Here is a 22,498-nt window from a genome sequence, read left to right on the forward strand (position 1 = left end):
TATTACGAGTGATGGTGAAATAGGGCATGTAAGGAGGCCCCTTTTCAGGGGTCGAGACAATACGAGGCTGCTAGATCTCAGTGCGCCTTAGAGGCGCCTGCGTGTAACATACCCTTATAGGGCTGGAAGCCATCGGCTATACCGGTGGTATGACTTGTCTCAACCAAAGCATTTGGTAACACAAAACGAGAAAAATATATAAAAATGTAAAAAAATGTTGAAATATCATTTTGAAGTAGTAATATATAAATGTATCTTATTGGTATATATTCCAATTGGAAGACTAGAAAAAACGGGGGTCGTAATCTTTTGTACAAAAAAAAGGTATGCATTATGCTAGTATTTTTCATTGTGTTTCAGTATTTTTCAACTATGTTCTTTGCAAATGCAATGACTGAAGAGAAACCACAATTGATAAATACTAATCCAAAAACTTCATCTGTGTTAGATACAATATACGCAGATAAAATGTCTCCAGAAAGTAGTAGCGTGGGTCAAACAATATACCACGATAGCGACTCCAAAAGAGTAGAAAGTAATAAGACTCTTAGTATAGCTGAAGGCGTATACAATAGTTCAATTACACGTTCTACATATCAAAATCTGAGTGGAATAGTAACAATAGCAGCAGACACAACCCCTCCAACGACGTCCATAGTTGTAAACGGTACGTTGGCAGGGAATGGTGTTTATTATGGGATGGTCACTATTCAGTTAACAGCAGTTGATAGTGAATCTGGTGTGAACCGTACTGAATACAGCTTGGATGGTGGAACTACATGGATCATATATGCGGGTAATATTACTTTATTGGATCCTAAGATCTATACATTCAAATATCGTTCTATCGACAATAGTAACAATATAGAAACCGCTAAAACGCAAAAAATAACGATTAAGTCAGATACAACTCCACCTGTAACAACTGTAAGTATTTCAGGAAACATGGGGAATAACGGATACTACATTGGGCTGGTATCAATAGTTTTATCTGCAAAAGATGACTTTTCAGGGGTGCAAACAACCGAATATAGTTTAGATGACGGAATTACATGGGGGATGTACACAAGTCCCATTAGTTTATCGGAAGATAAGGTGCATAGAATCAGCTATAGATCAACTGATAAAAGTGGCAACATCGAAACGGTAAAAGTGACAAAATTGGCGATAGATTCCACACCTCCCGCATTACCCAAAATAATAATGGACCCAAGTGATTGGATCAATGGTGACGTTTTGGTAACTCTATTGGATGGTCAGGATAATATTAGTGGTGCTTATAAGACGCAGTATAAATTAGGTTCAACTGGAGCATGGGTCGATTATAGCGTCCCCTTTAGTGTAAGTACGCCAAACCAAGAGATGCTTTATGCAAGAACTATAGACTTTGCTGGAAATATTAGCAGTGAGGCTTCTTCATTAGTGAAAATTGATAGAATTCCTCCAGATTCACCTGTAATTAATTTAAGCGAGAATAATTGGACTAATACCGATGTAATCTTTAGCATTATCCATGGGAATGACAATGACAGCAAGGCAAAAATATCAGAATACAAAATTGGACCTAATGGAAATTGGACAGTTTTTACTTCGCCAGTAACAATATCTGATGAAGGAATAACTGATATTACTGCACATACCATAGATTTTGCTAACAATATAAGTGCCGAGACAAATAAACAAATAAAAATTGATAGGACAGTTCCATCTACTCCTATTATTAATCCAAGTACTTTGGACTGGACTAACAAAGATGTAACTTTTACTATATCTAATATTGTAGATACTTTGAGCGGTGTCCAGAAGGTGCAATATAAAATTAATACTAATGGAACGTGGGAAGATTATTCGTCCACTGTGACAGTTAGCTCTGAAGGAATAATCCCTATTTTTGCTAGAACCATTGATAGGGCGGGCAATATAAGTGAGGAAGCAAGTGCGATAGTAAAAATAGATAAAACCAGCCCGAGTCAGCCACGAATAAATGCGAGTACTTTAGATTGGGCACAAGAAGTTGAAATAACTATAAATAGTGGAACCGACTTGCTCAGCGGCGTTATGAAGACTGAGTTTAAATTTTTAGAGAATGGTGAATGGCTGGAGTATACAGAAGGTGCAATAATTACGTTCCAGCACGAAGGCATAAACAATATCTACGCCAGGACAATAGATATTGCAGGTAATATAAGTACTGAGGCTAAACTCACAATGAAAATTGATAGAACCCCACCAACAATTCCTAATAATCTGAGATATACCTTAAAGACGAAATCGGGTATATATCTAGCTTGGGATGCTTCAACTGATAATGTTGGTATACGTGGATATGAAATTTATAATGGAGAAGAATTGATCGCTTCGGCTCCAAATAAAACAACATATTTTCTCGATAATCTAAAAGAAAATAAATATTATAACTTGCATATAAGGGCTAAGGATTTAGCCGGGAATCTCTCAGAAGTGAGCAATTCAATAACAGTTTTGACTAATGATCCAATCTCTACTTCAAAAGCCCATAATGTTTTCATGGATAATGATGGTAGTGTATGGGATTGGGGTAATGAACAAAGCATACCTGCTAAAGTAAAAAATGCTAATGGCCATGCCATGGCGGTGGCAGCCGGAGCGTCTCATGGCTTATTCCTAAATAATGATGGTACGGTGTGGGCATGGGGGGCAAATGATCTAGGGCAGCTTGGGATTGGTAGTCATCAAGGATATTATTTTAGGGATAATCCCGTTCAAGTCAACGGATTGGAATCAATTATAGCTATTTCAGCATCAGATGATACGTCAATGGCTCTTAAAAACGATGGAACAGTTTATTTTTGGGGGAGAGGGCCCTGGGATAATAAGCCAGCCCAGTTATTACCTCAAAAAATTGATCAATTTACTTCAATAGTGGGTATAGCTGCAGGATTTAGTCAGTTAATTGCATTAAAAGATGACGGGACTGTATGGGAAGTAGGTTTTTATTTCGATAATTATGGCCGCCAAGATTTCGAGAAATACAGTCCAGACGGGAGACTTTTAAAACTAAGTAACGTTGAATCCGTTAGTTCAGGCAGCTCGCACAGTTTTGCTGAATTAGCTGATGGCACGGCGTGGGGGTGGGGAAATAACGCTGATTTACAAATTCGCTACGGCGACCCCCGTCCCAACACAATAATAGTCGCACAATTAGATTGGATAAGTACGTTATATGGAAAGATAAAATCTATTTCAGCAGGAGGCGATTTATCTATTGCCCAATTAGAAGATAAAACAGCAATCATATGGGGCAAATATAAGACGGCAAATAATGTTTGGTTGGGACCGATTAGCAATACCAACAACGTAACAAATTTATCATCTGTTGCTGCAGTTGCAGCTTCTGGAAGCCATTTCCTAGTGTTAAAAGAAGACGGCAGCCTTTGGACATGGGGTTTTAATAATGCAGGTCAGTTAGGTAACGGAACAAGGATAGATAACTTTACTCCAAGTGTTGTCGTATTTGACAAAAGCGTTCCGAGCGCCCCAGATTTAAAAATAGTTACGAAAACGGAAAGCTCGGTGACATTATCTTGGGGCCCTTCACAAGATGGGACAAGCGGTATTAAGGAATACGTGATATATAAAGACGGGGTGAACATTGCAACGACAACGTCAACTCAATATACAGTTGCTAATTTAGCTATAGGAAATAAATATAAGTTTTATGTAATAGCGAAAAATAATCTGAACTTGGAATCGACGATTAGCAACGTTATTGAAGCGGAGATAGTTGACGTAACACCTCCGACTGCTCCGGCTAATTTAGCGGTACTAGACAAATCAGACAGTACGGTTAAATTAGGATGGGATCAAGCAACCGACAACACAGGAGTAGTTAGTTATCAGGTATTCATAGATCAAACATTAATAGGTACTACAGAAAACACAAACTATACTGTCGAAAAATTAAATCGTGGCACCATATATCAATTTTATGTAAAAGCTGTTGATGCGGCAGGGAATGAGTCGCCAGTTAGCAACCAGACTAGCGGAAAGACAGAGCTATTAATTAACGGCAGTTTTGAAAAAGAGACGATCGCTGGTTTTGCTGATGGATGGAGCATTAACGCCTCGGGGCAAGCAGGGTACACAACCGATGTCGTGGAATTGTCTGCTGTTACAGGATTAAAAGTTCAAAAAATTAATATTTCCGATTTTGCCAACGGGGAACATGTGGCTGTAACACAAAGCAATGTACCGGTCACGCCGAAGCGTATGTTTGTGTTTAAAGGATTTATGAGCGTGCCTGGTTTAAGTAATACAATAGTGGAAATAAAGGTTGAGCTTTTTGATACGTTGAATCAGAAAATCTCTGAATTTATTGTAACAGAGAGCACAATCAATACAGCCTTCAAGCTATTTGAAGTTCAAGGGCTTGTGCCTGACAATGCTGTGAATGCTTCTGTAAGCGCAGGACTAAAATCTATAAGTACGAATGGCTCTGGTGAACTTTTGCTAGATGCAGCACAATTTGTAATTACAGATCATGAGCTAACTAGTAAAGAACAACTCGTTACGGGAGAAATCCATAACCTGTTGTTAAAAGAAGACGGGAATTTATGGGTATGGGGCGACAATAGCAAAGGCCAGTTGGGGGATGGAACAACGAATAATAAGACAACTGGATTAAAGCTAAGCAGCATAAGCAATATAGCGATGGTAGCGGCAGGTTCTTATCATAGTTTGGCTTTGAGAAAGGATGGAACGGTATGGGCATGGGGGAATAATGCAAACGGGCAATTAGGTAATGGAACGCTCAGTGGCAGTAATGTACCTATACAAGTTCCTGGTTTAACCGGAGTTATAAGCATCGGAGCTGGGTACGGGCATAGCATCGCAGTAAAAGCTGATGGAACTGTATGGACATGGGGAAAAAATGATAGCGGGCAGTTAGGGGACGGAACGAAGGTAGATAGGTTGAGTCCTGTGCAGGTTCCGAATTTGACAGGAGTAGCTGCAGTTACGGGTGGAGTAAATTATACAGCAGCATTAAAAAGCGATGGGACGGTCTGGTCATGGGGCGGGAACCAATACGGGCAGCTGGGCAATAACAATAGCAATGTTCCGAGCCTTATTCCAGTCCAAGCGACAAACTTGTCAGGAGTTATTTCAATAGCAGCAGGGCTTGGTCATACGTTAGCATTAAAAGGTGACGGAACGGTATGGGGCTGGGGATATAACTACGATGGGCAAGTGGGGAATGGTTCAAATTCTAATCGATATTCCCCAACGCAAGTGCTAAATGTAAACAATATTAAAAGCATAGGCATAGGTTTGTACTTCGGATACGCTGTGAAAAATGATGGAACGGTATGGGTTTGGGGAGATGCATTTAACGGAAAGTTAGGCACGGGGAACTTAAGAGAATACACGCCAGTGCAATCGCCGCCATTGAGTAGTGTAAAGATGGTTGCGCAAGGAAAAGCTAACGATTATACCTTGTCTATGAAACAAGACGGAACGGTATGGGGGATGGGGTTAAACCGGTCAGGTCAGCTAGGGGACGGTACAACAACGGCTGCAAATGCTGTTCCTGTCATGATGCAACAAAATGTTGCCCCAAAGGTTAGCATAGCTTCTCCATTGGGGACGCAAAATTCTCCGGCGACAATCAATGTATCAAAGCCTCCTATAGGCTGGAAGCAAGTGGATTCGGAGTTAACGACATTTAAAGCGTATCAAGTACAAATACTCGATGAAACAGGCGCCGCTATCATCATGGACTCTGGAATCTTGCCTCAAGATACAACAGCAGATAGCGGAAGCTGGCAAGTAAGTGACGCATTGCCTGTTGGCCAAAAGCTACAAATTCGAGTGAAAGTTAGCGATGGGGCAGCTTGGTCAGACTGGTCGGTTAGCAGTTATATGGTTATACAACAGGATCTAGTGATTAAACCGATGATTGTAACGGGAGAAATCCATAACCTGTTGCTAAAAGAAGACGGGAATTTATGGGTATGGGGCGACAATAGCAAAGGCCAGTTGGGGGATGGAACAACGAATAATAAGACAACTGGATTAAAGCTAAGCAGCATAAGCAATATAGCGATGGTAGCGGCAGGTTCTTATCATAGTTTGGCTTTGAGAAAGGATGGAACGGTATGGGCATGGGGGAATAATGCAAACGGGCAATTAGGTAATGGAACGCTCAGTGGCAGTAATGTACCTATACAAGTTCCTGGTTTAACCGGAGTTATAAGCATCGGAGCTGGGTACGGGCATAGCATCGCAGTAAAAGCTGATGGAACTGTATGGACATGGGGAAAAAATGATAGCGGGCAGTTAGGGGACGGAACGAAGGTAGATAGGTTGAGTCCTGTGCAGGTTCCGAATTTGACAGGAGTAGCTGCAGTTACGGGTGGAGTAAATTATACAGCAGCATTAAAAAGCGATGGGACGGTCTGGTCATGGGGCGGGAACCAATACGGGCAGCTGGGCAATAACAATAGCAATGTTCCGAGCCTTATTCCAGTCCAAGCGACAAACTTGTCAGGAGTTATTTCAATAGCAGCAGGGCTTGGTCATACGTTAGCATTAAAAGGTGACGGAACGGTATGGGGCTGGGGATATAACTACGATGGGCAAGTGGGGAATGGTTCAAATTCTAATCGATATTCCCCAACGCAAGTGCTAAATGTAAACAATATTAAAAGCATAGGCATAGGTTTGTACTTCGGATACGCTGTGAAAAATGATGGAACGGTATGGGTTTGGGGAGATGCATTTAACGGAAAGTTAGGCACGGGGAACTTAAGAGAATACACGCCAGTGCAATCGCCGCCATTGAGTAGTGTAAAGATGGTTGCGCAAGGAAAAGCTAACGATTATACCTTGTCTATGAAACAAGACGGAACGGTATGGGGGATGGGGTTAAACCGGTCAGGTCAGTTAGGGGACGGTACAACAACGGCTGCAAATGCTGTTCCTGTAAAGACAATACTTAATCCTTAATAAAATGGTCTGCTTAGGGGTGCGTGCTTTGCAAGAGAGCGACAATTCATGGCGCACTATGAGATGGCTTATGGTACACGAGAGTTTAAATATAACAGCGTAAGTTTAATGTAGTATAATGCTTGAGACAATCAAATTGGCCCATCTTCTCATATAATTTGGAATGAAAAATTCCAATTAGGAGATGATGGGCTTTTAATTTAAGGTATTGTAGAAGAATGACATCAAGGATGCAAAAGTCATCGCACGGTTGGTTAAAGACAAAGATACATTCGTACGACCGTGAAATTATTGAATTAATAGTTGGCGGTGTTCTTGGTTTAAACGGGGCAATGATACTGCTTTTAATTGTTGGACAAAAAAATAAATAAAGTAGCTAAAGAGCTTATTCTTAAAGATACTGATATAACCTTTGAGAAAATCCGTGCACCAATGAAATTTGCAGAAACCCATATTAATACTTTAAATCTTAATCTTCATACACTAATGAGAGATAGGCAACTAGTTCGGAGTATATTTCCATTTGCCGAGAAATTCCAGGTGCACTAATGTTATAATATTGATAATGGTTTTATTTTAGATTATTGAGGAGCATTATGTTGGATAATTTTAATATTGACGGTCATAAAATACTGTTCTTCGGCTTAATACAGCAAGAGAGAGTACGACAAATCTCATTACATAAAATTTATGACAATTGTCATTACAGCATATGCCAAATAAACATTACAAAACACCCCAAAAGGGGTGGTTATTAGTGACAAAGTGAATTACAACTCACATCCACAACCATAAATAAGTGTCCACCAAAAATAAACACGTAAAGCCGCCAATAAACTCATCTTTCCGCAAATAAAGTTGTACCGCTACTTCATTTTCAAGCATTATTTCCCGACTCATTACAGGAGCCAAGCAGAGGCAATTAGTAGAGTCAAAGCCGGATGGAAAAGCAGAGTTGCGATTGGAATGAGCGGCGGATATAGCTGAATAAAAGCAAGGATTTATTACAGAGGATAAACCAGAGAAAGCCAGTAATAGCGGGAGATTTTGCTGGTTTGAAGCGGGATTAAAGCTGGTGTCATAATAAAAAGATGGAGGGCATGAGGGATTTCAAACTCCCCAATGTCCTCTTTTTTTATCCGCCGTTAGTATCCAATCCCCATTTTTTCACTTGTCCTTTCCCCTGATCTTTTACAAGACTTTATTTGCTCAGGCATTTTTTGAAATCAGCAGAGGAAAAGTGGAAATAATGCAAAAATGGCAAGGGTTCGTGGCGAACTGGTGGGGGTGGTGGATAACAAACGACTATATTTTCGAATCACGTTGTAGGGAATCCTCATGAAACGAACCGCTCCCCTTGAAAGGGAGTTAATAATTCAATCCGAAAGGAGGCCTTTCTTTTTCTTTGTAGGGGCAATGAGATCCTCACCACGCCATCCATACTGAAGCCGAGAAATAATAGTGGCTGACGTGATGCCTGCGAGTTCAGCCCATTCTTTTGTCGTTCGAGTCACGCCGTTAATTTTGATCTCTTGACATAAGAATGCGATCTCCTTTCTTTCAACTGGGATGAGCAAATCATCATCTCTATATCCGCTAAAATACCTTCCCGTCAATATAGCGGAGGGAATACCCGTAATAGCCTCCCAAGATCTAAATGATTTACTTTCGCCATTGATTACAATCTCCATATTCATTAGCTGGCTTTTCGGATAATAAGTATTATCGAAGTAATGCCAGTAATAACGCTCGACCAGACTATTGATTTCACCTGTCCAATTACAATTTTCTGGTGTGAATGAATCATTCTCACTAATGCGAGAAATCAGAACTTCTTCTTCATATCCATTTTGCATTGCCCAGGATGAAAAGGATTCAAAGCTATCCCATGATTCATCAATTTCTATCTTGTGAGCAGGCTTCATATAATCAATTTCATTTTTAGATTGTTGATCCACTTTCATTTTGCACCAATTTCTTAGCAAATCGATTTCAATCAAATTTCTCCCTCGAACCATTTTGAGGCGGCGATGATTTATAGTGCTAAACACTTGCAAAGCAACATCTTCTAAACGCACGAGAAAAAAGTATTCTTGAGGTGAAATATCCTTTGTTTGTTGATTTCGATATGTATAGGAAAATTTAAGATGAACACGAGTTTCTTTTGTTGAAACTTTACTCTTAGAAATAAAGCCATATTCGGACCAATCGAGAAATCGACTAGGTTCAGCAAGGGGGAGGATACCAAATAAATATAGCTCTGAATTCTCGTGATGTAATGGAATGACCAGTTTATACATATCCGTTTCGTTTTCTATAATGAAGTTCAAAAATAGTTTCGTTCGATTCGAAAAGCGGAAACCTTTCTGATATGATTCGAGGCTAATGTTAACGTCATGGAATTTATAACTGATATAGTCCTCTACGCCTTCATCAATTTCACTCATAAAGGCTTCAAATGCTTCAGAACTGAAAATTTCCTTATAGAGAGCTTGGACGTTTTTTTTACGCTCAACTAGTGTGAATACATGCTGGGATTCAGTAAAACAACCTGCACGTGGTAATTCAAAACCTTGATTGATGCAAAGAGTTGCAAGTTGAGTTAAATTTGTAATATTCATGATAGAATTCATTCTGTAGGTCCTTTTCCTTCTGTTGATAAAGAATCCATCGTATTTTTGAAGACTTTTTTGAACTGATTAATGGAATCCATTATGTCAATCGAATCTTTGTACTGGCGTTCATTCCAATGGCTATAAATTATTTTGCGAATAATTTCGACTAAACTTTCTCTTATTTCTTTATTAGCAGGGACCCCATCAACCAGGTATCCTTCAGTAAGAAGAAGCTCTTCAACAGGCTGAGGGTTTTTTTTATTTTGATTGTTTGCGATATACAATAAATCCACTACGTTTTGACCCAATGCTTCCGCCAATTTCTCAATAATGCGGTAACTTGGAACACTGCTTTCGCCCTTTTCAATTCTGTTTATATAAGAATAGCTGATACCTGTTACCAGCTCTAATTCTTTGAGAGAATATCCTTTAATCTCTCGTAGGTGTTTAATCAAAGAACCAAAATTGTCAGGTACAGCACGTTCAATACGTTTTTTCAATAACTTGATCATACGTCTGAACTTCTTTTTGTACGGCTCCTCTGGTAGTTCGGCGGATGCAAGGACATTTTCAATTTCCGCAATGTTATCCTCTGTTTCCTTACCTTTCGCTTTTTCAATAAGGGAGGCAATCGTTAAGGCCTCTTCTTTGATTCGCTTATCCTCTTGTTGTTCTACTATGTTTACTAAGAAATCGGTATAGTACCAGCTTGACCCGTCTTTGACTTTTCCGCCGTTCCCCATATCATACCACCCTATTGAACTCTGTAATTTTAGTTTATAACAAATAGGGAATGTTTAACAGGTAGTTTTATTGAATATAAACAAAATTCATCAGCATTTTGACTAAATGCATAATGTTGAAAGTGTCTATACTTGTCGGAATATCTCTATTAAAATGTGTTTGGAATGAATGGGCATCTTTGGAATTATGATATGTGTTTTTTTGTTCTGGGGGGAATTTTCAACATGAGAAAGGCAATCAACACGAAGAAAAAACTAATTGTCGGTGTTACATCTCTTGCAATGATCGTTAATGCAGGAACAGCTCTTGCGGCAGAAAATGAGTTTACGGCGGCAAGTGAGCGATCCGTTCAAATCGAACAATCTGCTCAAGTTGACCCAACTGTGCAATCTGTAACGAAAGCGGCTTATGGAGAAGATCCAGTTGTTGCGCCCGTAGTACAGCCACAGTCGGGAGCGAAGAAGGAGTATCTTGTCGTTTACAAGAAGGAGCCAAGAACCTTTCGGGCGGCGAGTATCGGCGCAACTCCGAATATCACGCACGAGTTCAAATCCGTTCCTGCGGTCACAGTAACAGCATCGGCTTCTGAAATCCAAGCGATTCAAGCAGATCCAAACGTGGCATACATTGAGGAAAACATCATTTTTCACGCAGTTGAGGACAGTAGTTTTACTGTTCAATCTGCCGCTTCTGAGGTTTCTCAGTGGGATTTGCAACAGATGAATGCAACAACCGCTTGGTCTGATGGGTATACTGGAGCAGGTGTGAAAGTTGCGGTACTGGATACAGGCATTGCAGCGCATTCGGACTTGAGCATTGCGGGAGGATATTCTGCCGTAGATTACACGACTTCTTATGCGGATGACGAAGGTCATGGAACACACGTTGCGGGTTCTATTGCGGCACTTCGCAATAACACAGGTATCGTTGGTGTAGCTCCAAATGCTTCCCTCTACGGAGTGAAAGTATTGGGTGCTGACGGTAAGGGTAACTTGGCAGACATTCTTGAGGGACTCGATTGGGCAATCCAAAATGGCATGGACATCATTAATATGAGTCTAGGCACAGAAACGGGTTCTCAATTGCTCGAAGACATGGTAGATAATGCTGTATCTCATGGCATTGTTGTTGTCGCTTCTAGTGGCAACAACGGGACGGCAGATGGTTCGGGCGATACGATTCTTTATCCTGCAAGATATGCAAATGTTATTGCTGTAGCGGCAGTGGATAACAACAAGATTCGTGGAGACTTCTCGGCAACGGGTCCGAAGAATGAATTTTCGGCTCCTGGTGTTGACGTTATTAGCACGTACTTAAACAATGCATTTGCTAGAGCAAGTGGCACATCTCAAGCCGCACCGCACGTTTCTGGTCTTTTGGCTCTTATGAAACAAAAAGATCCTAGCATGACGGCAGCTCAGCTCCGTAATGAGCTGTTAAAGTATACTGAGGACTTGGGTACTCCAGGTCGAGATGCTTGGTATGGCTTTGGGCTTGTTTCGTACAAGCAACTAGATGTTACGCCTCCAGCGGAAGTAACAGGTCTTGCGGTTACGGCGAAAACTACCAATTCTTTGACGGTAGAATTCACGAAACCAAGCGATGCTGACTACGACAGAGCGAATATCTATCTGAACGGTGCTCTTCAAGGTTCTACGCAAGGAACTCAGTTTGAAGTAGTCGGCTTATTGCCTGACACAGATAACTTGATCGTTGTGAAAACCGTTGATACATCGGGTAATGAATCTGTTGGTACTTCTATCGTAGGTCGCACCGATGCTTCGCCAGTGGTTGATATAACACCTCCAGCGGAAGTAACCGATCTTGTGATTGCGGCGAAGACATCCTCATCTTTGAGGATTGAATTCACAAAGCCGAGTGATCCTGACTACAAAAAAGCTAATGTGTATGTCGATGGTTCTTTAAAAGGTTCTACCAAAGATGATTACTATGAAGTAACGGATTTGGAGGAAGACACGAGTTACACGATTGTTGTTAAAACTGTAGATATTACAAGTAACGAGTCAGTAGGTGTAACCGTAACAGGTCGCACAAATGGAACGCCATTTGATATAACGACTCCAGCGGAAGTAACAGGTCTTGCGGTTACATCGAAAACTACATCGTCCCTGACGATTGGTTTCACGAAACCAAGTGATGCTGACTATGCAAAAGCCAATGTGTATGTAAACGGTACGTTGAACGGTTCTACAGCGGGTGAAAGCTATGATGTTGTTGGTTTGACAGATGACACGGCATACACGATTGTTGTAAAAACAGTGGACACTACGGGTAACGAATCTGCGGGTGTAACTGTAACAGGTCGCACGGATGCAGTTGTTGTTCCTCCAGTAGTGGATACGACAGCTCCAGCAGAAGTAACAGGTCTTGCGGTTACATCAAAAACTACATCGTCTCTGAAGATTGGTTTCACGAAACCAAATGATGCTGACTATGCGAAGTCCAACGTGTATGTGAACGGTTCTCTGAACGGTTCAACAGCCGGTGAAAGCTATGATGTTGTTGGTTTGACTGATGACACGGCATACACCATCGTTGTAAAAACAGTGGACACTACGGGTAACGAATCTGCGGGTGTAACTGTAACAGGTCGCACAGATGCAGTTGTAACGCCTCCAAGAACAGGTGGTAGAGGTGGCGGTAGTGGCAGTGGCAGCAGTGCAGGCGGTGGAATTGTAACAATCCCAACCGAAACACCAGTAGCTCCTCCAACAACACCAACTGAGCCAGTACAACTTCCAGATCCAACTCCGACCCCAAAAATCGTATTCAAAGATGTTCAGAACCATTGGGCAGAAGAATCGATTCAATGGGCGACAAAAGAAGGGCTTGTGAAAGGGTTCGAAGATGGAACGTTCAAACCGAATGCAAAAGTCACTGAGGCACAGTTCTTGGCGATGATCATTCGTCTTTACAATCCTGAGTTCGAAGCAACGTCTGTCGCAACCAATGAAAATTGGGTGAAGAAATACTATGATGTTGCGAAAACATTGAACATCCCAACATTCGGAGATGCGAATGGGGAGATCACTCGCTTGCAAGTTGCTGAGATTGTTGCCGCTACAAGAGGTTATAACTTGAAGGGCGATGATTTAGTAAAATTCATGTATGCGAATGGATATGCAGAAGGTAGTGATCCGAACAAAAAGACTCTTGCGAGCTTTCGTCCAAACGATCAACTCACTCGTGCAGAAGCAGTTCAGTTCCTCAAAAACCTTGCTGACAAGTTCGATGGTAAGCTCTTGAAACGTCCTGACAGACCTTCAGATGTGAGTCAATTACCAGAAGTTCCTATGCAATAAAAAAAAGGAGTGCAGTCGAATAATTAAAAGGAACAACCAAAGCAAGTGACTCTCGCTTGGTTGTTTTTCATATGGAGGGAAGAAACTACATGAAAAGAAAACTTGCAGTCGCTACATTGTTTTCAACAATCATAATTTCAACTCAATCAGCCGAATTTTTGCTTGAACCTAGAGTTGTATATGGGGAATCAAGCACAGTGTTTTCAGACATCGGACAACATTGGGCAGGAGAGACAATCCTCTGGGCAGTAGATAAAGGAATTACGAAAGGTTATGAGGACGGTACGTTTAAACCAAACAAATTGGTTTCAGAAGCAGAATTTATTACCTTATTAATTCGTGCTTATAAACCTGATATAAAGAGCGGTGCTGGGGGAAATTGGGCAGGCCCGTATTATGATTTCAGCAAAAAAATGAACTACCCTGTATCAAACAATGTAGCTTCTGAGTTTATGGGGGATCCAGCAATAACTCGAAGGGCAGTAGCGGAAATCATTGCCGCATCTCAAGGTGTTAATTATGATAGCGACAATGCCATTCGTTACTTATTGACTACTGGAATTGCAAGTGGAAGTGATCCGAACAATAAGACAATTGTTAGCTTTAAGCCAGATGAACCATTAACTCGTGCTGAATCAGTTCAGCTCATCCGAAATCTATCAGAGAAAGGTAAGAAGGAGTTACTTGCGAAGCCAGAAAAACCATCAGATACATCCTTGCTGGCAAGTATTCCTTACGGAGAAAATAAATCAACTGAAGGTCAAACCCTTAGTCCAAATCTTTCCTCTATCCCTGATCTATACGTAAATGGTAATCCAATCGATGCAAAGCAAGGAGAGCCAATGATTCGAGGGGGCATTTTGTATGTTCCGCTTGAGCCAGTAGTTGTTGGAATGGGTGATTCGTTTACGTGGGAAAAGAAGCCGTATGCAGCGAATGTAAAGACCGATAGCGGCGACACCATTACAATTACAGTTGCAAATTCCATCGCCTTTGTTGATGGCAAACAAGTTCCTATATCTACACTTAATTTGGAAAACACAAAAGTTTCACTTCAAGCTAGTCCAGTTATCATGAACAACAAAATGTTCGTGCCATACGACTTCTTGGAAAATGTATTGGGCTATCCAGTAGAGGCTAAAAAAGATGGCTCTAAAGATGTCGTCTATGTTGGAAAGGGTACAATTGCAACGCCTATTCCTACACCAACACCTTCGAATCCATCTGGTTCCGTGAAAGAGGATCCACGCTACCCATTCCCTGATGGGTGGACACCGCCTCAAATCACATCTACATGGACTTCTGATAAGCAGAAGAATATGGAGATCCTGGAGAATGAGCTTGGATTCAAAAATCTTGGAGCTGGTGCAAGATACAGCCCATATGGAAAAGGACCAGGAACTACAGCAATACTGGTTTCTGCGGATGATTCTGAACAGTACGACACGATGATTACCATTAGTGTATGGACTGGTTCTAAGTACACTCCGCTTGATTATAAAATTCCTTACATTGCGAAGGAACTGTTTGGGTTTTATTTCCCACAAAAGAGTGGGGAATTCTGGGAAATCGTTGATAACCTATTTAATGACAAGGTTTTAGACCAGTATATAGGGAAAAAAGTTGTGATTGAAGACCGAGAAGTAAAATTCATGGATGTTAATGATCAACTTGTGATCATCGTGGGAAAACCAGGTATAAGGTACGATGACAACTGGAAAAATTCTTCCGCTGTCCTACCTGCGATTAAAGAGGATCCACGTTATCCATTCCCTGATGGATGGACACCGCCTCAAATCACGTCTACATGGACTTCTGATAAGCAGAAGAATATGGAGATTTTGGAGAATGAACTTGGATTCAAAAATCTTGGAGCTGGAGCAAGTTATCGGACAAAGGGAACGATAGCTACATCTGCAATTGGAGTTTCAGCAGACAAATCAGATCTCGAAACTGACATTACAATTGGATTCTGGAAAGGAACAAAATCCAACCCTGAAAGCAACAAAGTGCCATATGTAACAAGGGAATTGCTCAAGTTTTACTTCCCTACAAGTTATGAAACGTTATGGCAAATTTGCGATGATGCATTTAACGGTGTAAAAGGTGTTGGGAAGTATTTTGACAAAGTAATGACTTACGACAATCGGCAAGTTAAAATGATCGCAGTTAATCAACAACTTGTGATTACCGTGGGAAAACCAGGCACAAAATATGATTCCAACTGGAACAAGCAATGAGTAATAAAAAATAGAGATGTGGGATTTATTCCTGCCTCTATTTTTTGTTTTCAATCATTATAAATTGACGAGATCCATCTAAAATATAAAAGTCGATTTTTTGTCAGACACTATAAGACATATATGCTACTTCAAAATCGATAAATAAGAGAATAATTACAATAAGAAAGAGAAAGGAGGTAATGCAATATGAAAAAGAAATTCATTGGGTTGGTAAATGCAACCATTGTCACTCTTGGATTGTTAGTTGTCGATGGTTCAAATGGTGTTGTATTTAAAAGTAAAGCGGCGGAAGATCCTGTATTGGGTAATCTAAAGGTTGTTCTAAATCTAGCCGACAGAAGCGCTGACGATCCTCCATATTCATTGAAGGTTCAGGATCCATTTATGTTGTATCTGGTCCTCCAATTGTTCGAAAAGAAATAGTCTTTGAATCCGACATCGTTGAAGTGTTAAAAAGAGACACGAAAACAATTGGATGCAAGTGACGTTCGACGTTTGCGTTTCTTCATTGGGTTGGAGGATATTGGCTGCTATTGTTCTAAAGCTGAACTAGGTGCTCAAGAAAATCATAATTGTATTTCCGTTGTTGAAGTGTTCCCTCTCTAGGCCTAGATACTAACCATACTATATCCACCGAAAATAAACACGTAAAGCCGAAAACAAACTCGTCCCGCTGAAAATAAAGTCGTATCACTCAGTTCATTCCTCAGCATTATTTCCCGACGAAAAGCAGGAGGCGAGAGCAGAGGCAAGAAGCGGAGGCAAAGCAGGAGCGGGCGGGAAAAGCTAGGAAAACCAAGGATTCACAAGAATAAAGAGGGAGGGATTAGGGAAATACTTAGCCCTAACCCCACCCGTCAATATTTCCCCAATTCCTTCATACGACTTTATTTGCACAGGGGGAATCAGGGAAGAAGGGGAAAAGCGGAGGAAATGCAGGAGTGGCAAGGGTTTGTGAAACTGAAAAGAGTAAGCGATTCCCCATTAGACGCTTGATGTTTTGATGGATCTGAGGATTCGGTGGTTTCAATTTACAATTCAAGTAAAGAAAGGATAGGGGGATCGCCCTGTCCTTTCTTAATAGATGAAGATAAACGCATGATGCGTTTACGGTTTAATTAAGGTTTACAGATCGACTTTCCAGTTGCCCATCATCTTGGCGACTTCCGGATCGTGGTACGATAAGAAAAGACTTTGCCGCGTATCGAGAGTGGAAATCTGTTCGATGTCGTCAGCACTCAACTCAAAATCGAAAATGTTGAAGTTTTCGACGATCCGTTCTTTTTTAACTGACTTCGGAATTACAACGACTCCTCTTTGAACAAGCCAGCGAAGCGCGACTTGGGCGACGGACTTGTTGTGTTTTTCTGCGATCGAGGATAGCACTTCGTTCCCGAAAAAATTGTTACGTCCTTCAGCGAAGGGCGCCCACGACTGGTGCTTCACTCCCTGCTCTTTCATAAAAGCGGCGCTCTCTATCTGATGGTAGAATGGATGCGTTTCGACCTGATTGACGGCAGGCACGATTTCGTTATGCACGATAAGGTCCATTAAACGGTCAGGCAGGAAATTGCTGACCCCGATCGCCTTGATCTTGCCTTCGCGGTACAGCTCCTCCATCGCACGCCAAGCGCCGTAATAATCGCCGAACGGCTGGTGAATAAGGTATAGATCCAGATAATCGAGCTGGAGTTTCTTCAGCGATTTGGCAAACGCCACCCTGGCACTCTCGTAGCTGGCATCCTGAACCCAAAGCTTGGTTGTGATGAACAGATCTCCACGTGGTATACCGCTGCGCTTGATCGCTCGACCGACCGCCTCCTCATTCAGATAACCGGCGGCGGTATCGATGAGGCGGTAACCAGCCATCAGAGCCTCATATACGGCGTTCTCGCATTCTTCAGCATCAGGAACTTGGTAAACACCGAAGCCGATGATCGGCATCTTCACGCCATTGTTTAATGTTACGGTTTGCATTGTAATTCCTCCCAGTGTTCAAATGTATAACAGCAAACGGCGCTTATCCCCTGAATCGGGCACAGCAGCGGGAATTCTACTTACGACTCGTTTGCGTTACACTAAGCTTAGAACCTTCGTGTTACACGAAGTCAAGCTGCTTTAAAATTTTTTTCGAGGAGGATTTTACATGCATACGGTCAAAGAAGCTGCCCTAATAACAGGACTCACCGAGCACGCCGTGCGCTTTTACACGGATAAGGGCCTGGTGCCAAGCGTACAGCGCAATGAGAATAATATCCGGATGTTCGACGAAGAATCGATCAACTGGCTGCATGGCGTCAAATGCCTCAAGCAATCCGGGATGCCGATTGAAGTCATTAAAAGGTACGTCGATCTCTGTCTCGAAGGGGATTCAACCGTTCCGCAACGCTGTGGACTCATTATGGAGCATAAAGAAGCGGCGCTCGCTAAACTCGAAGAAGCCAAACGGCACATTGACCATTTGGAACAAAAAACCAGCCTGTATCAAGCCATTATGGAGCATCGTGCGCCAGACACGACCAATCCCGGCAACTGGGACAAAATTCTGCATATGCATGGTGACGTATTTTACTCGCCCTCTGTTCGTAGGGCTTGAGAGATAATAGTGAGATGGTCACATATCCAACCCCCTAAGGGAGTGGCTGCCGTTTCGGTAATTTCTAATAAGACATCGGAGGCCATCCCAAAAGTCAACTCTAAAGACCAATTAGGACACGGTTAATATACAGAAAAATGTTTTTTAAACTTACAAAGGAGTTAAGTATCTTTTATGTGCTTAACTCCTTTACTTTATGGGCCTAGCGCCGCTTTCTTTAGCGAATTGGAGTAGTACCTGAGAGGGGGGAAGATAAATAGGCAGGCTTATATTGGGGGGAATGTGCGGACTATTAGCAAAAAAAAGGTGACAACAAGATTAAAGACTGGAAAATACACGGGCTTTCCCCAAACGTGTCTCCAGTCTTTTTTCATAGCCGCGGCGATCCAAAGCAGGGAAAAGGAAACTAAGTTTATTATCACGAATATCAATGGAATGAAAAATAAGGTTATTTTGTGTTCCAAAACCATGTTTTTTTCGTGAAAGGAGTCAATTATGGATGGTCTTGCAGGATACTTAATTTTAGGCGCATTGTTTGGAATATTTGTTGCTATTCAAAAACTTAACTCAAACATCATAACTCAAATTGACCAAAACGAAAGAATTATTGAATTATTGAAAGAAAAACGGATAACGAGAGCACAACAACAACAACGTCAGGCTGTCGGAATTATCGGCAGTCTGTTGAACTAAAGAGCAGATTACGTTAATAACTGCTAGGATTATGTGGAGGTAAGGTGATAACCCGGAATTATCATGATAAGTATTGTTATTAATAATCGTCGGATTTTGAAAGGAGGGTAAGCCGTGAAGCTTAGAGGGACTATTACCGAACAGGCGTACAGAAGAGAATTACAAGCTTCAAGAATTCGTCTGTTCGGCGATGTATCCATGCGAAGGTTTTTAGAAATTATCAGAGATACCTTTCCAGTAATGAAGACAGCATACATTTTATATTGGACACCCGAACAGGGGGAAGATATTATCAGCTTTCTTGTGGATACACATTCAGTTATTAAAATTGAATTGGATCGTTACGATGATAAAATAGCGCCGATAGTAGATGTGTATCCAATAGAGAACGTGATTAAGGGACGTAGTAAAACGAATCAGATTAAAATAGCCGTAGCTTTGGATTTAGCGAAGAACGATCTAAATAATTGAAAGGAAGATGTTGCCAACGGGTACTCTGGCTTAAAAACAACTAGTAAGTGGATGCCCGGCAGCCCCGTTGAGGGCAGAATAGTTCCAATAATATGTGGCGGCATCCAAGGAAGACAACGGCATGCACGTGTTGCAGGGGGGGGGGGTCTGCCATTTCTTAATGAGTGACACAATTTTGGTTCGTTACATGGAAGTTTATCGTAGTAGCAGATACTTCAATCCCATACAGAGGATTCAAGTGATCTCGGTGTCGAGTTCCGCTTCCGGCATGGACTGCAGCGTTTTACAGACTTTATCCCCTCAATAAAGTCTATTCCATTCTTGAGCCAACATATGAATCTTACACTTACTATCATTTAATTATAAATTGCTTCAAATAACGTCCCCACTTGTTCTGCCATAACACGAGGCGGACAGGGCATTCCATTCCTTAACCACCATTCCACTACCCCAACGTAAGCCGATGCAACAAAATGAACAATAACCTCTTCATTAATCTCGCTATGTCTTTCGTTTGTTTTGCGGAGTTCATTTTTGAACGCTTCGATTTGATACTCAAGGAATCGACTGCGAAAATACGGTGCGCCTTTATTTGCCAACATGGTCGAAAAGAATAAGTAATGGCTTTCCAAGTATTCAAAACAAATCTGAGTTGCCGGTTTCCACTCCATTTCACACGCAGTTTCGCTGATGTTTCGGAGTTTGTCTATATATTCTTCCATAAGCTTATCCAACAGGTCGAATTTATCCGTGTAATGAAGGTAGATGGTTTTGCGGCTAACATCCGCTCTGTCGGAGATGTCTTGTATCGTTATCTCATCGAAATTTTTTTCTGACATCAGTTCAAGCACCGCTTTTTTAATCGCTTCTTGCGTTTTGATGATTCGTCGATCCACTTTTGGCATTTGGGAGCACCACTTTCTCTAAAGTTAATACACATTTTCCGTGGATGTGTGAACTAATTAACGAATTCAGGGAATTTGGTCATTGAAAATCAGAATTCGATTTATGATAATACATATATGTTTTGTAATACACTATTGTGTATTATACACAAGAAACCAGGTGAAATGGCAATCGAAAATAAAGTGGTTGTAGATGGATGTAGCTAATCAAGAAAGTATCCGGCAAGCGGCGTTGACAGTAAATGAGCAGTTTGGAAGGTTAGATGTATTGATTAATAATGCTGGGGTGTATTTGGATGAGAATAAAAAGTTAATGGCTATGGACCCTTCCATTCTGGATGAAACGATGGCGACGAATTTCCTCGGAGTCTACCATGTGATCCGTAACTTTATACCTATTATGGAAAAATAAGGATATTGGAGGATTATTAATGTTTCTTCGGAATATGGGGCGATGAGCGAAATGTCTTTTCAGGGGGCAGGCGCCTATAAATTGTCTAAGCTAGCCTTAAATGGATTGATACGATTGGTAGCTGCTGAAATCAATGGAGATTTAAAAATAAATGCGGCGGATCCGGGTTGGGTGAGCTCGGATATGGGCGGACCTTCGGCTCCACGAAATCCCAAGCAAGCTGCGGAGTCGATCCTTTGGTTAGCTGCTATTGGACCTGAAGGGCCAAATGGCGGGTTCTTCAGAGACGGAAAACGGATAGATTGGTAACCTTTATGAAGGGGGAGGATTATGGAGAAGCAAAAAAAATGGCTGATACTGATACTAACCATAGGTGTTTTCGGGATCTTAAATACCGAAATGGGGGTTATTGGGTTATTGCCTTCCATTGCTGATCACTTTCACGTGAGCATTTCAAAAGCAGGATTGACAGTAAGTCTTTTTGCCATTGCGATTGCAGTGTCTGGTCCTACGATGCCGTTATTGTTTTCGGGTATGAATCGCAAGAAGGTCATGCTGCTTGTACTAGGTGTTTTCGTTTTGGGAAACATGGTGTCCGTATTTACATCTAACTTTACCATTTTATTATTGGCTCGTATCATTCCAGCCTTTTTTCATCCGATCTATTGTTCATTGGCATTTACAGCTGCTGCTTCCTCCGTAAGTAAAGAAGAAGCTCCAAAAGCTGTTGCTAAAGTATTTATTGGAGTATCGGCCGGGATGGTAGCCGGCGTACCGATCGCAAGCTATATTAATAATGCCGTTTCGTATGACATGGCGATGGCTTTCTTTGCTATTGTGAACTCTATTGTACTCATTGCTACATTGATTTTTGTGCCATCTATGCCTCTGAAAGAACGACTTTCTTATGGTACACAGCTTTCTGTATTAAAGAAATCTATTACATGGCTTTCCATCGTGACCGTCATTTTATTAAACTCAGCTGTATTTGGGGTTTATAGTTATTTTGCTGACTATTTGAAAACAGTAACAGCGATGTCCCCGAATACGATCAGTTTCACGCTATTCATCTTCGGCGGAGCCAATATTATTGGAAACATTATCGCAGGAAAGCTGCTTACGCATAGTGCCCTTAAGTCTGTAGTTTCTTTTCCTTTGTTATTGGGTGCTGTTTACACCATTTTATTCTTTACCGGGCCGTTTACCGTACCTACGGCGATTATAACTTTCATTTGGGGCATATTGGCTGGAGGAATTATGGCAAATATAAATCAATATTCGATCGCCTCTGCAGCTCCTGAAGCGCCTGATTTCGCCAACGGATTATTTATATCATCCTGTAATGTAGGTACAACCTTGGGTACGGCCGTCGGCGGGCTATTTATATCAGAAATGGGTACGCCCTACGTTGTTTTAGTGGGAATACTTTCATTATTGTTAAGCTTTGTTGCCATCATACTAAGAAGCTGCATGGTTTCTCCAGCTCGGCAGCTCTCAGTGTGAATCCAATGC

The 22,498-nt window shown here is 41.4% G+C and carries 12 protein-coding genes and 1 pseudogene; 9 read left to right on the forward strand and 4 right to left on the reverse strand.

Annotated elements, in window-relative coordinates:
* Positions 1–309: 309 nt before the first annotated feature.
* A complete protein-coding gene (locus tag B1728_RS33900) occupies positions 310–6,984 on the forward strand; it encodes an RCC1 domain-containing protein (protein WP_179136313.1) in 6,675 nt (2,224 codons plus the stop codon).
* A gap of 1,376 nt (positions 6,985–8,360) precedes the next feature.
* Here B1728_RS33900 and B1728_RS33905 read toward each other — a convergent pair.
* Both B1728_RS33905 and B1728_RS33910 read right to left on the reverse strand, forming a co-directional pair.
* Positions 8,361–9,605, reverse strand: coding sequence for a hypothetical protein (locus tag B1728_RS33905; RefSeq protein WP_144028101.1), 1,245 nt, complete (start codon positions 9,603–9,605; stop codon positions 8,361–8,363).
* Between the two features lie 8 nt (positions 9,606–9,613).
* Positions 9,614–10,342 carry a helix-turn-helix domain-containing protein gene (locus B1728_RS33910; RefSeq protein ID WP_079914843.1) on the reverse strand — a complete coding sequence of 243 codons (729 nt, stop codon included), beginning with the start codon at positions 10,340–10,342 and terminating at the stop codon, positions 9,614–9,616.
* 225 nt (positions 10,343–10,567) lie between these two features.
* Here B1728_RS33910 and B1728_RS33915 point away from each other — a divergent pair, with 225 nt between their 5' ends.
* The 3 genes from B1728_RS33915 (at position 10,568) to B1728_RS33925 (ending at position 16,332) form a co-directional block, all read left to right on the forward strand.
* The gene (locus tag B1728_RS33915) at positions 10,568–13,666 is read left to right on the forward strand and encodes a S8 family serine peptidase (protein ID WP_179136314.1); all 3,099 of its coding nucleotides are present in this window, start codon (positions 10,568–10,570) and stop codon (positions 13,664–13,666) included.
* Between the two features lie 89 nt (positions 13,667–13,755).
* The gene (locus B1728_RS33920; RefSeq protein ID WP_179136315.1) at positions 13,756–15,906 is read left to right on the forward strand and encodes an S-layer homology domain-containing protein; all 2,151 of its coding nucleotides are present in this window, start codon (positions 13,756–13,758) and stop codon (positions 15,904–15,906) included.
* Between the two features lie 189 nt (positions 15,907–16,095).
* The gene (locus B1728_RS33925; RefSeq protein ID WP_079914846.1) at positions 16,096–16,332 is read left to right on the forward strand and encodes a hypothetical protein; all 237 of its coding nucleotides are present in this window, start codon (positions 16,096–16,098) and stop codon (positions 16,330–16,332) included.
* A gap of 702 nt (positions 16,333–17,034) precedes the next feature.
* Here the strand turns inward: B1728_RS33925 and B1728_RS33930 are convergent.
* The gene (locus B1728_RS33930; protein ID WP_079914847.1) at positions 17,035–17,886 is read right to left on the reverse strand and encodes an aldo/keto reductase; all 852 of its coding nucleotides are present in this window, start codon (positions 17,884–17,886) and stop codon (positions 17,035–17,037) included.
* A gap of 169 nt (positions 17,887–18,055) precedes the next feature.
* On the opposite strand from B1728_RS33930, the gene B1728_RS33935 reads away from it, so the two are divergent.
* The 3 genes from B1728_RS33935 to B1728_RS33950 all read left to right on the forward strand — a co-directional run bounded on the left by B1728_RS33935 (position 18,056) and on the right by B1728_RS33950 (position 19,669).
* Positions 18,056–18,505: a MerR family transcriptional regulator gene (locus tag B1728_RS33935; RefSeq protein WP_079914848.1), complete on the forward strand. Its 450-nt coding sequence runs from the start codon at positions 18,056–18,058 to the stop codon at positions 18,503–18,505.
* Between the two features lie 495 nt (positions 18,506–19,000).
* Positions 19,001–19,198: a hypothetical protein gene (locus B1728_RS33945; protein ID WP_079914850.1), complete on the forward strand. Its 198-nt coding sequence runs from the start codon at positions 19,001–19,003 to the stop codon at positions 19,196–19,198.
* A gap of 114 nt (positions 19,199–19,312) precedes the next feature.
* Entirely contained in the window at positions 19,313–19,669 is a 357-nt protein-coding gene (locus B1728_RS33950; RefSeq protein ID WP_079914851.1) for a hypothetical protein, read from the forward strand.
* A 356-nt stretch (positions 19,670–20,025) separates the two neighbouring features.
* On the opposite strand, the gene B1728_RS33955 is transcribed toward B1728_RS33950, so the two are convergent.
* A complete protein-coding gene (locus tag B1728_RS33955; RefSeq protein ID WP_079914852.1) occupies positions 20,026–20,574 on the reverse strand; it encodes a TetR/AcrR family transcriptional regulator in 549 nt (182 codons plus the stop codon).
* A gap of 193 nt (positions 20,575–20,767) precedes the next feature.
* Here B1728_RS33955 and B1728_RS33960 point away from each other — a divergent pair.
* Both B1728_RS33960 and B1728_RS33965 read left to right on the forward strand, forming a co-directional pair.
* A pseudogene (locus tag B1728_RS33960) lies at positions 20,768–21,295 on the forward strand (SDR family NAD(P)-dependent oxidoreductase).
* A 21-nt stretch (positions 21,296–21,316) separates the two neighbouring features.
* Positions 21,317–22,489 carry an MFS transporter gene (locus B1728_RS33965; RefSeq protein ID WP_079914853.1) on the forward strand — a complete coding sequence of 391 codons (1,173 nt, stop codon included), beginning with the start codon at positions 21,317–21,319 and terminating at the stop codon, positions 22,487–22,489.
* Positions 22,490–22,498: the final 9 nt, after the last annotated feature.

The organism is Paenibacillus sp. 32352 (assembly GCF_002042965.1).
GTDB classification, from domain to species: Bacteria; Bacillota; Bacilli; order Paenibacillales; family NBRC-103111; genus Paenibacillus_S; species Paenibacillus_S vulneris.

Coding starts and splice junctions, on each gene's coding strand:
- B1728_RS33905 (WP_144028101.1), bottom strand. CDS start 9,605: ATGAATATTACAAATTTAACTCAACTTGCAACTCTTTGCATCAATCAA.
- B1728_RS33910 (WP_079914843.1), bottom strand. CDS start 10,342: ATGGGGAACGGCGGAAAAGTCAAAGACGGGTCAAGCTGGTACTATACC.
- B1728_RS33915 (WP_179136314.1), top strand. CDS start 10,568: ATGAGAAAGGCAATCAACACGAAGAAAAAACTAATTGTCGGTGTTACA.
- B1728_RS33920 (WP_179136315.1), top strand. CDS start 13,756: ATGAAAAGAAAACTTGCAGTCGCTACATTGTTTTCAACAATCATAATT.
- B1728_RS33925 (WP_079914846.1), top strand. CDS start 16,096: ATGAAAAAGAAATTCATTGGGTTGGTAAATGCAACCATTGTCACTCTT.
- B1728_RS33930 (WP_079914847.1), bottom strand. CDS start 17,886: ATGCAAACCGTAACATTAAACAATGGCGTGAAGATGCCGATCATCGGC.
- B1728_RS33935 (WP_079914848.1), top strand. CDS start 18,056: ATGCATACGGTCAAAGAAGCTGCCCTAATAACAGGACTCACCGAGCAC.
- B1728_RS33945 (WP_079914850.1), top strand. CDS start 19,001: ATGGATGGTCTTGCAGGATACTTAATTTTAGGCGCATTGTTTGGAATA.
- B1728_RS33955 (WP_079914852.1), bottom strand. CDS start 20,574: ATGCCAAAAGTGGATCGACGAATCATCAAAACGCAAGAAGCGATTAAA.
- B1728_RS33965 (WP_079914853.1), top strand. CDS start 21,317: ATGGAGAAGCAAAAAAAATGGCTGATACTGATACTAACCATAGGTGTT.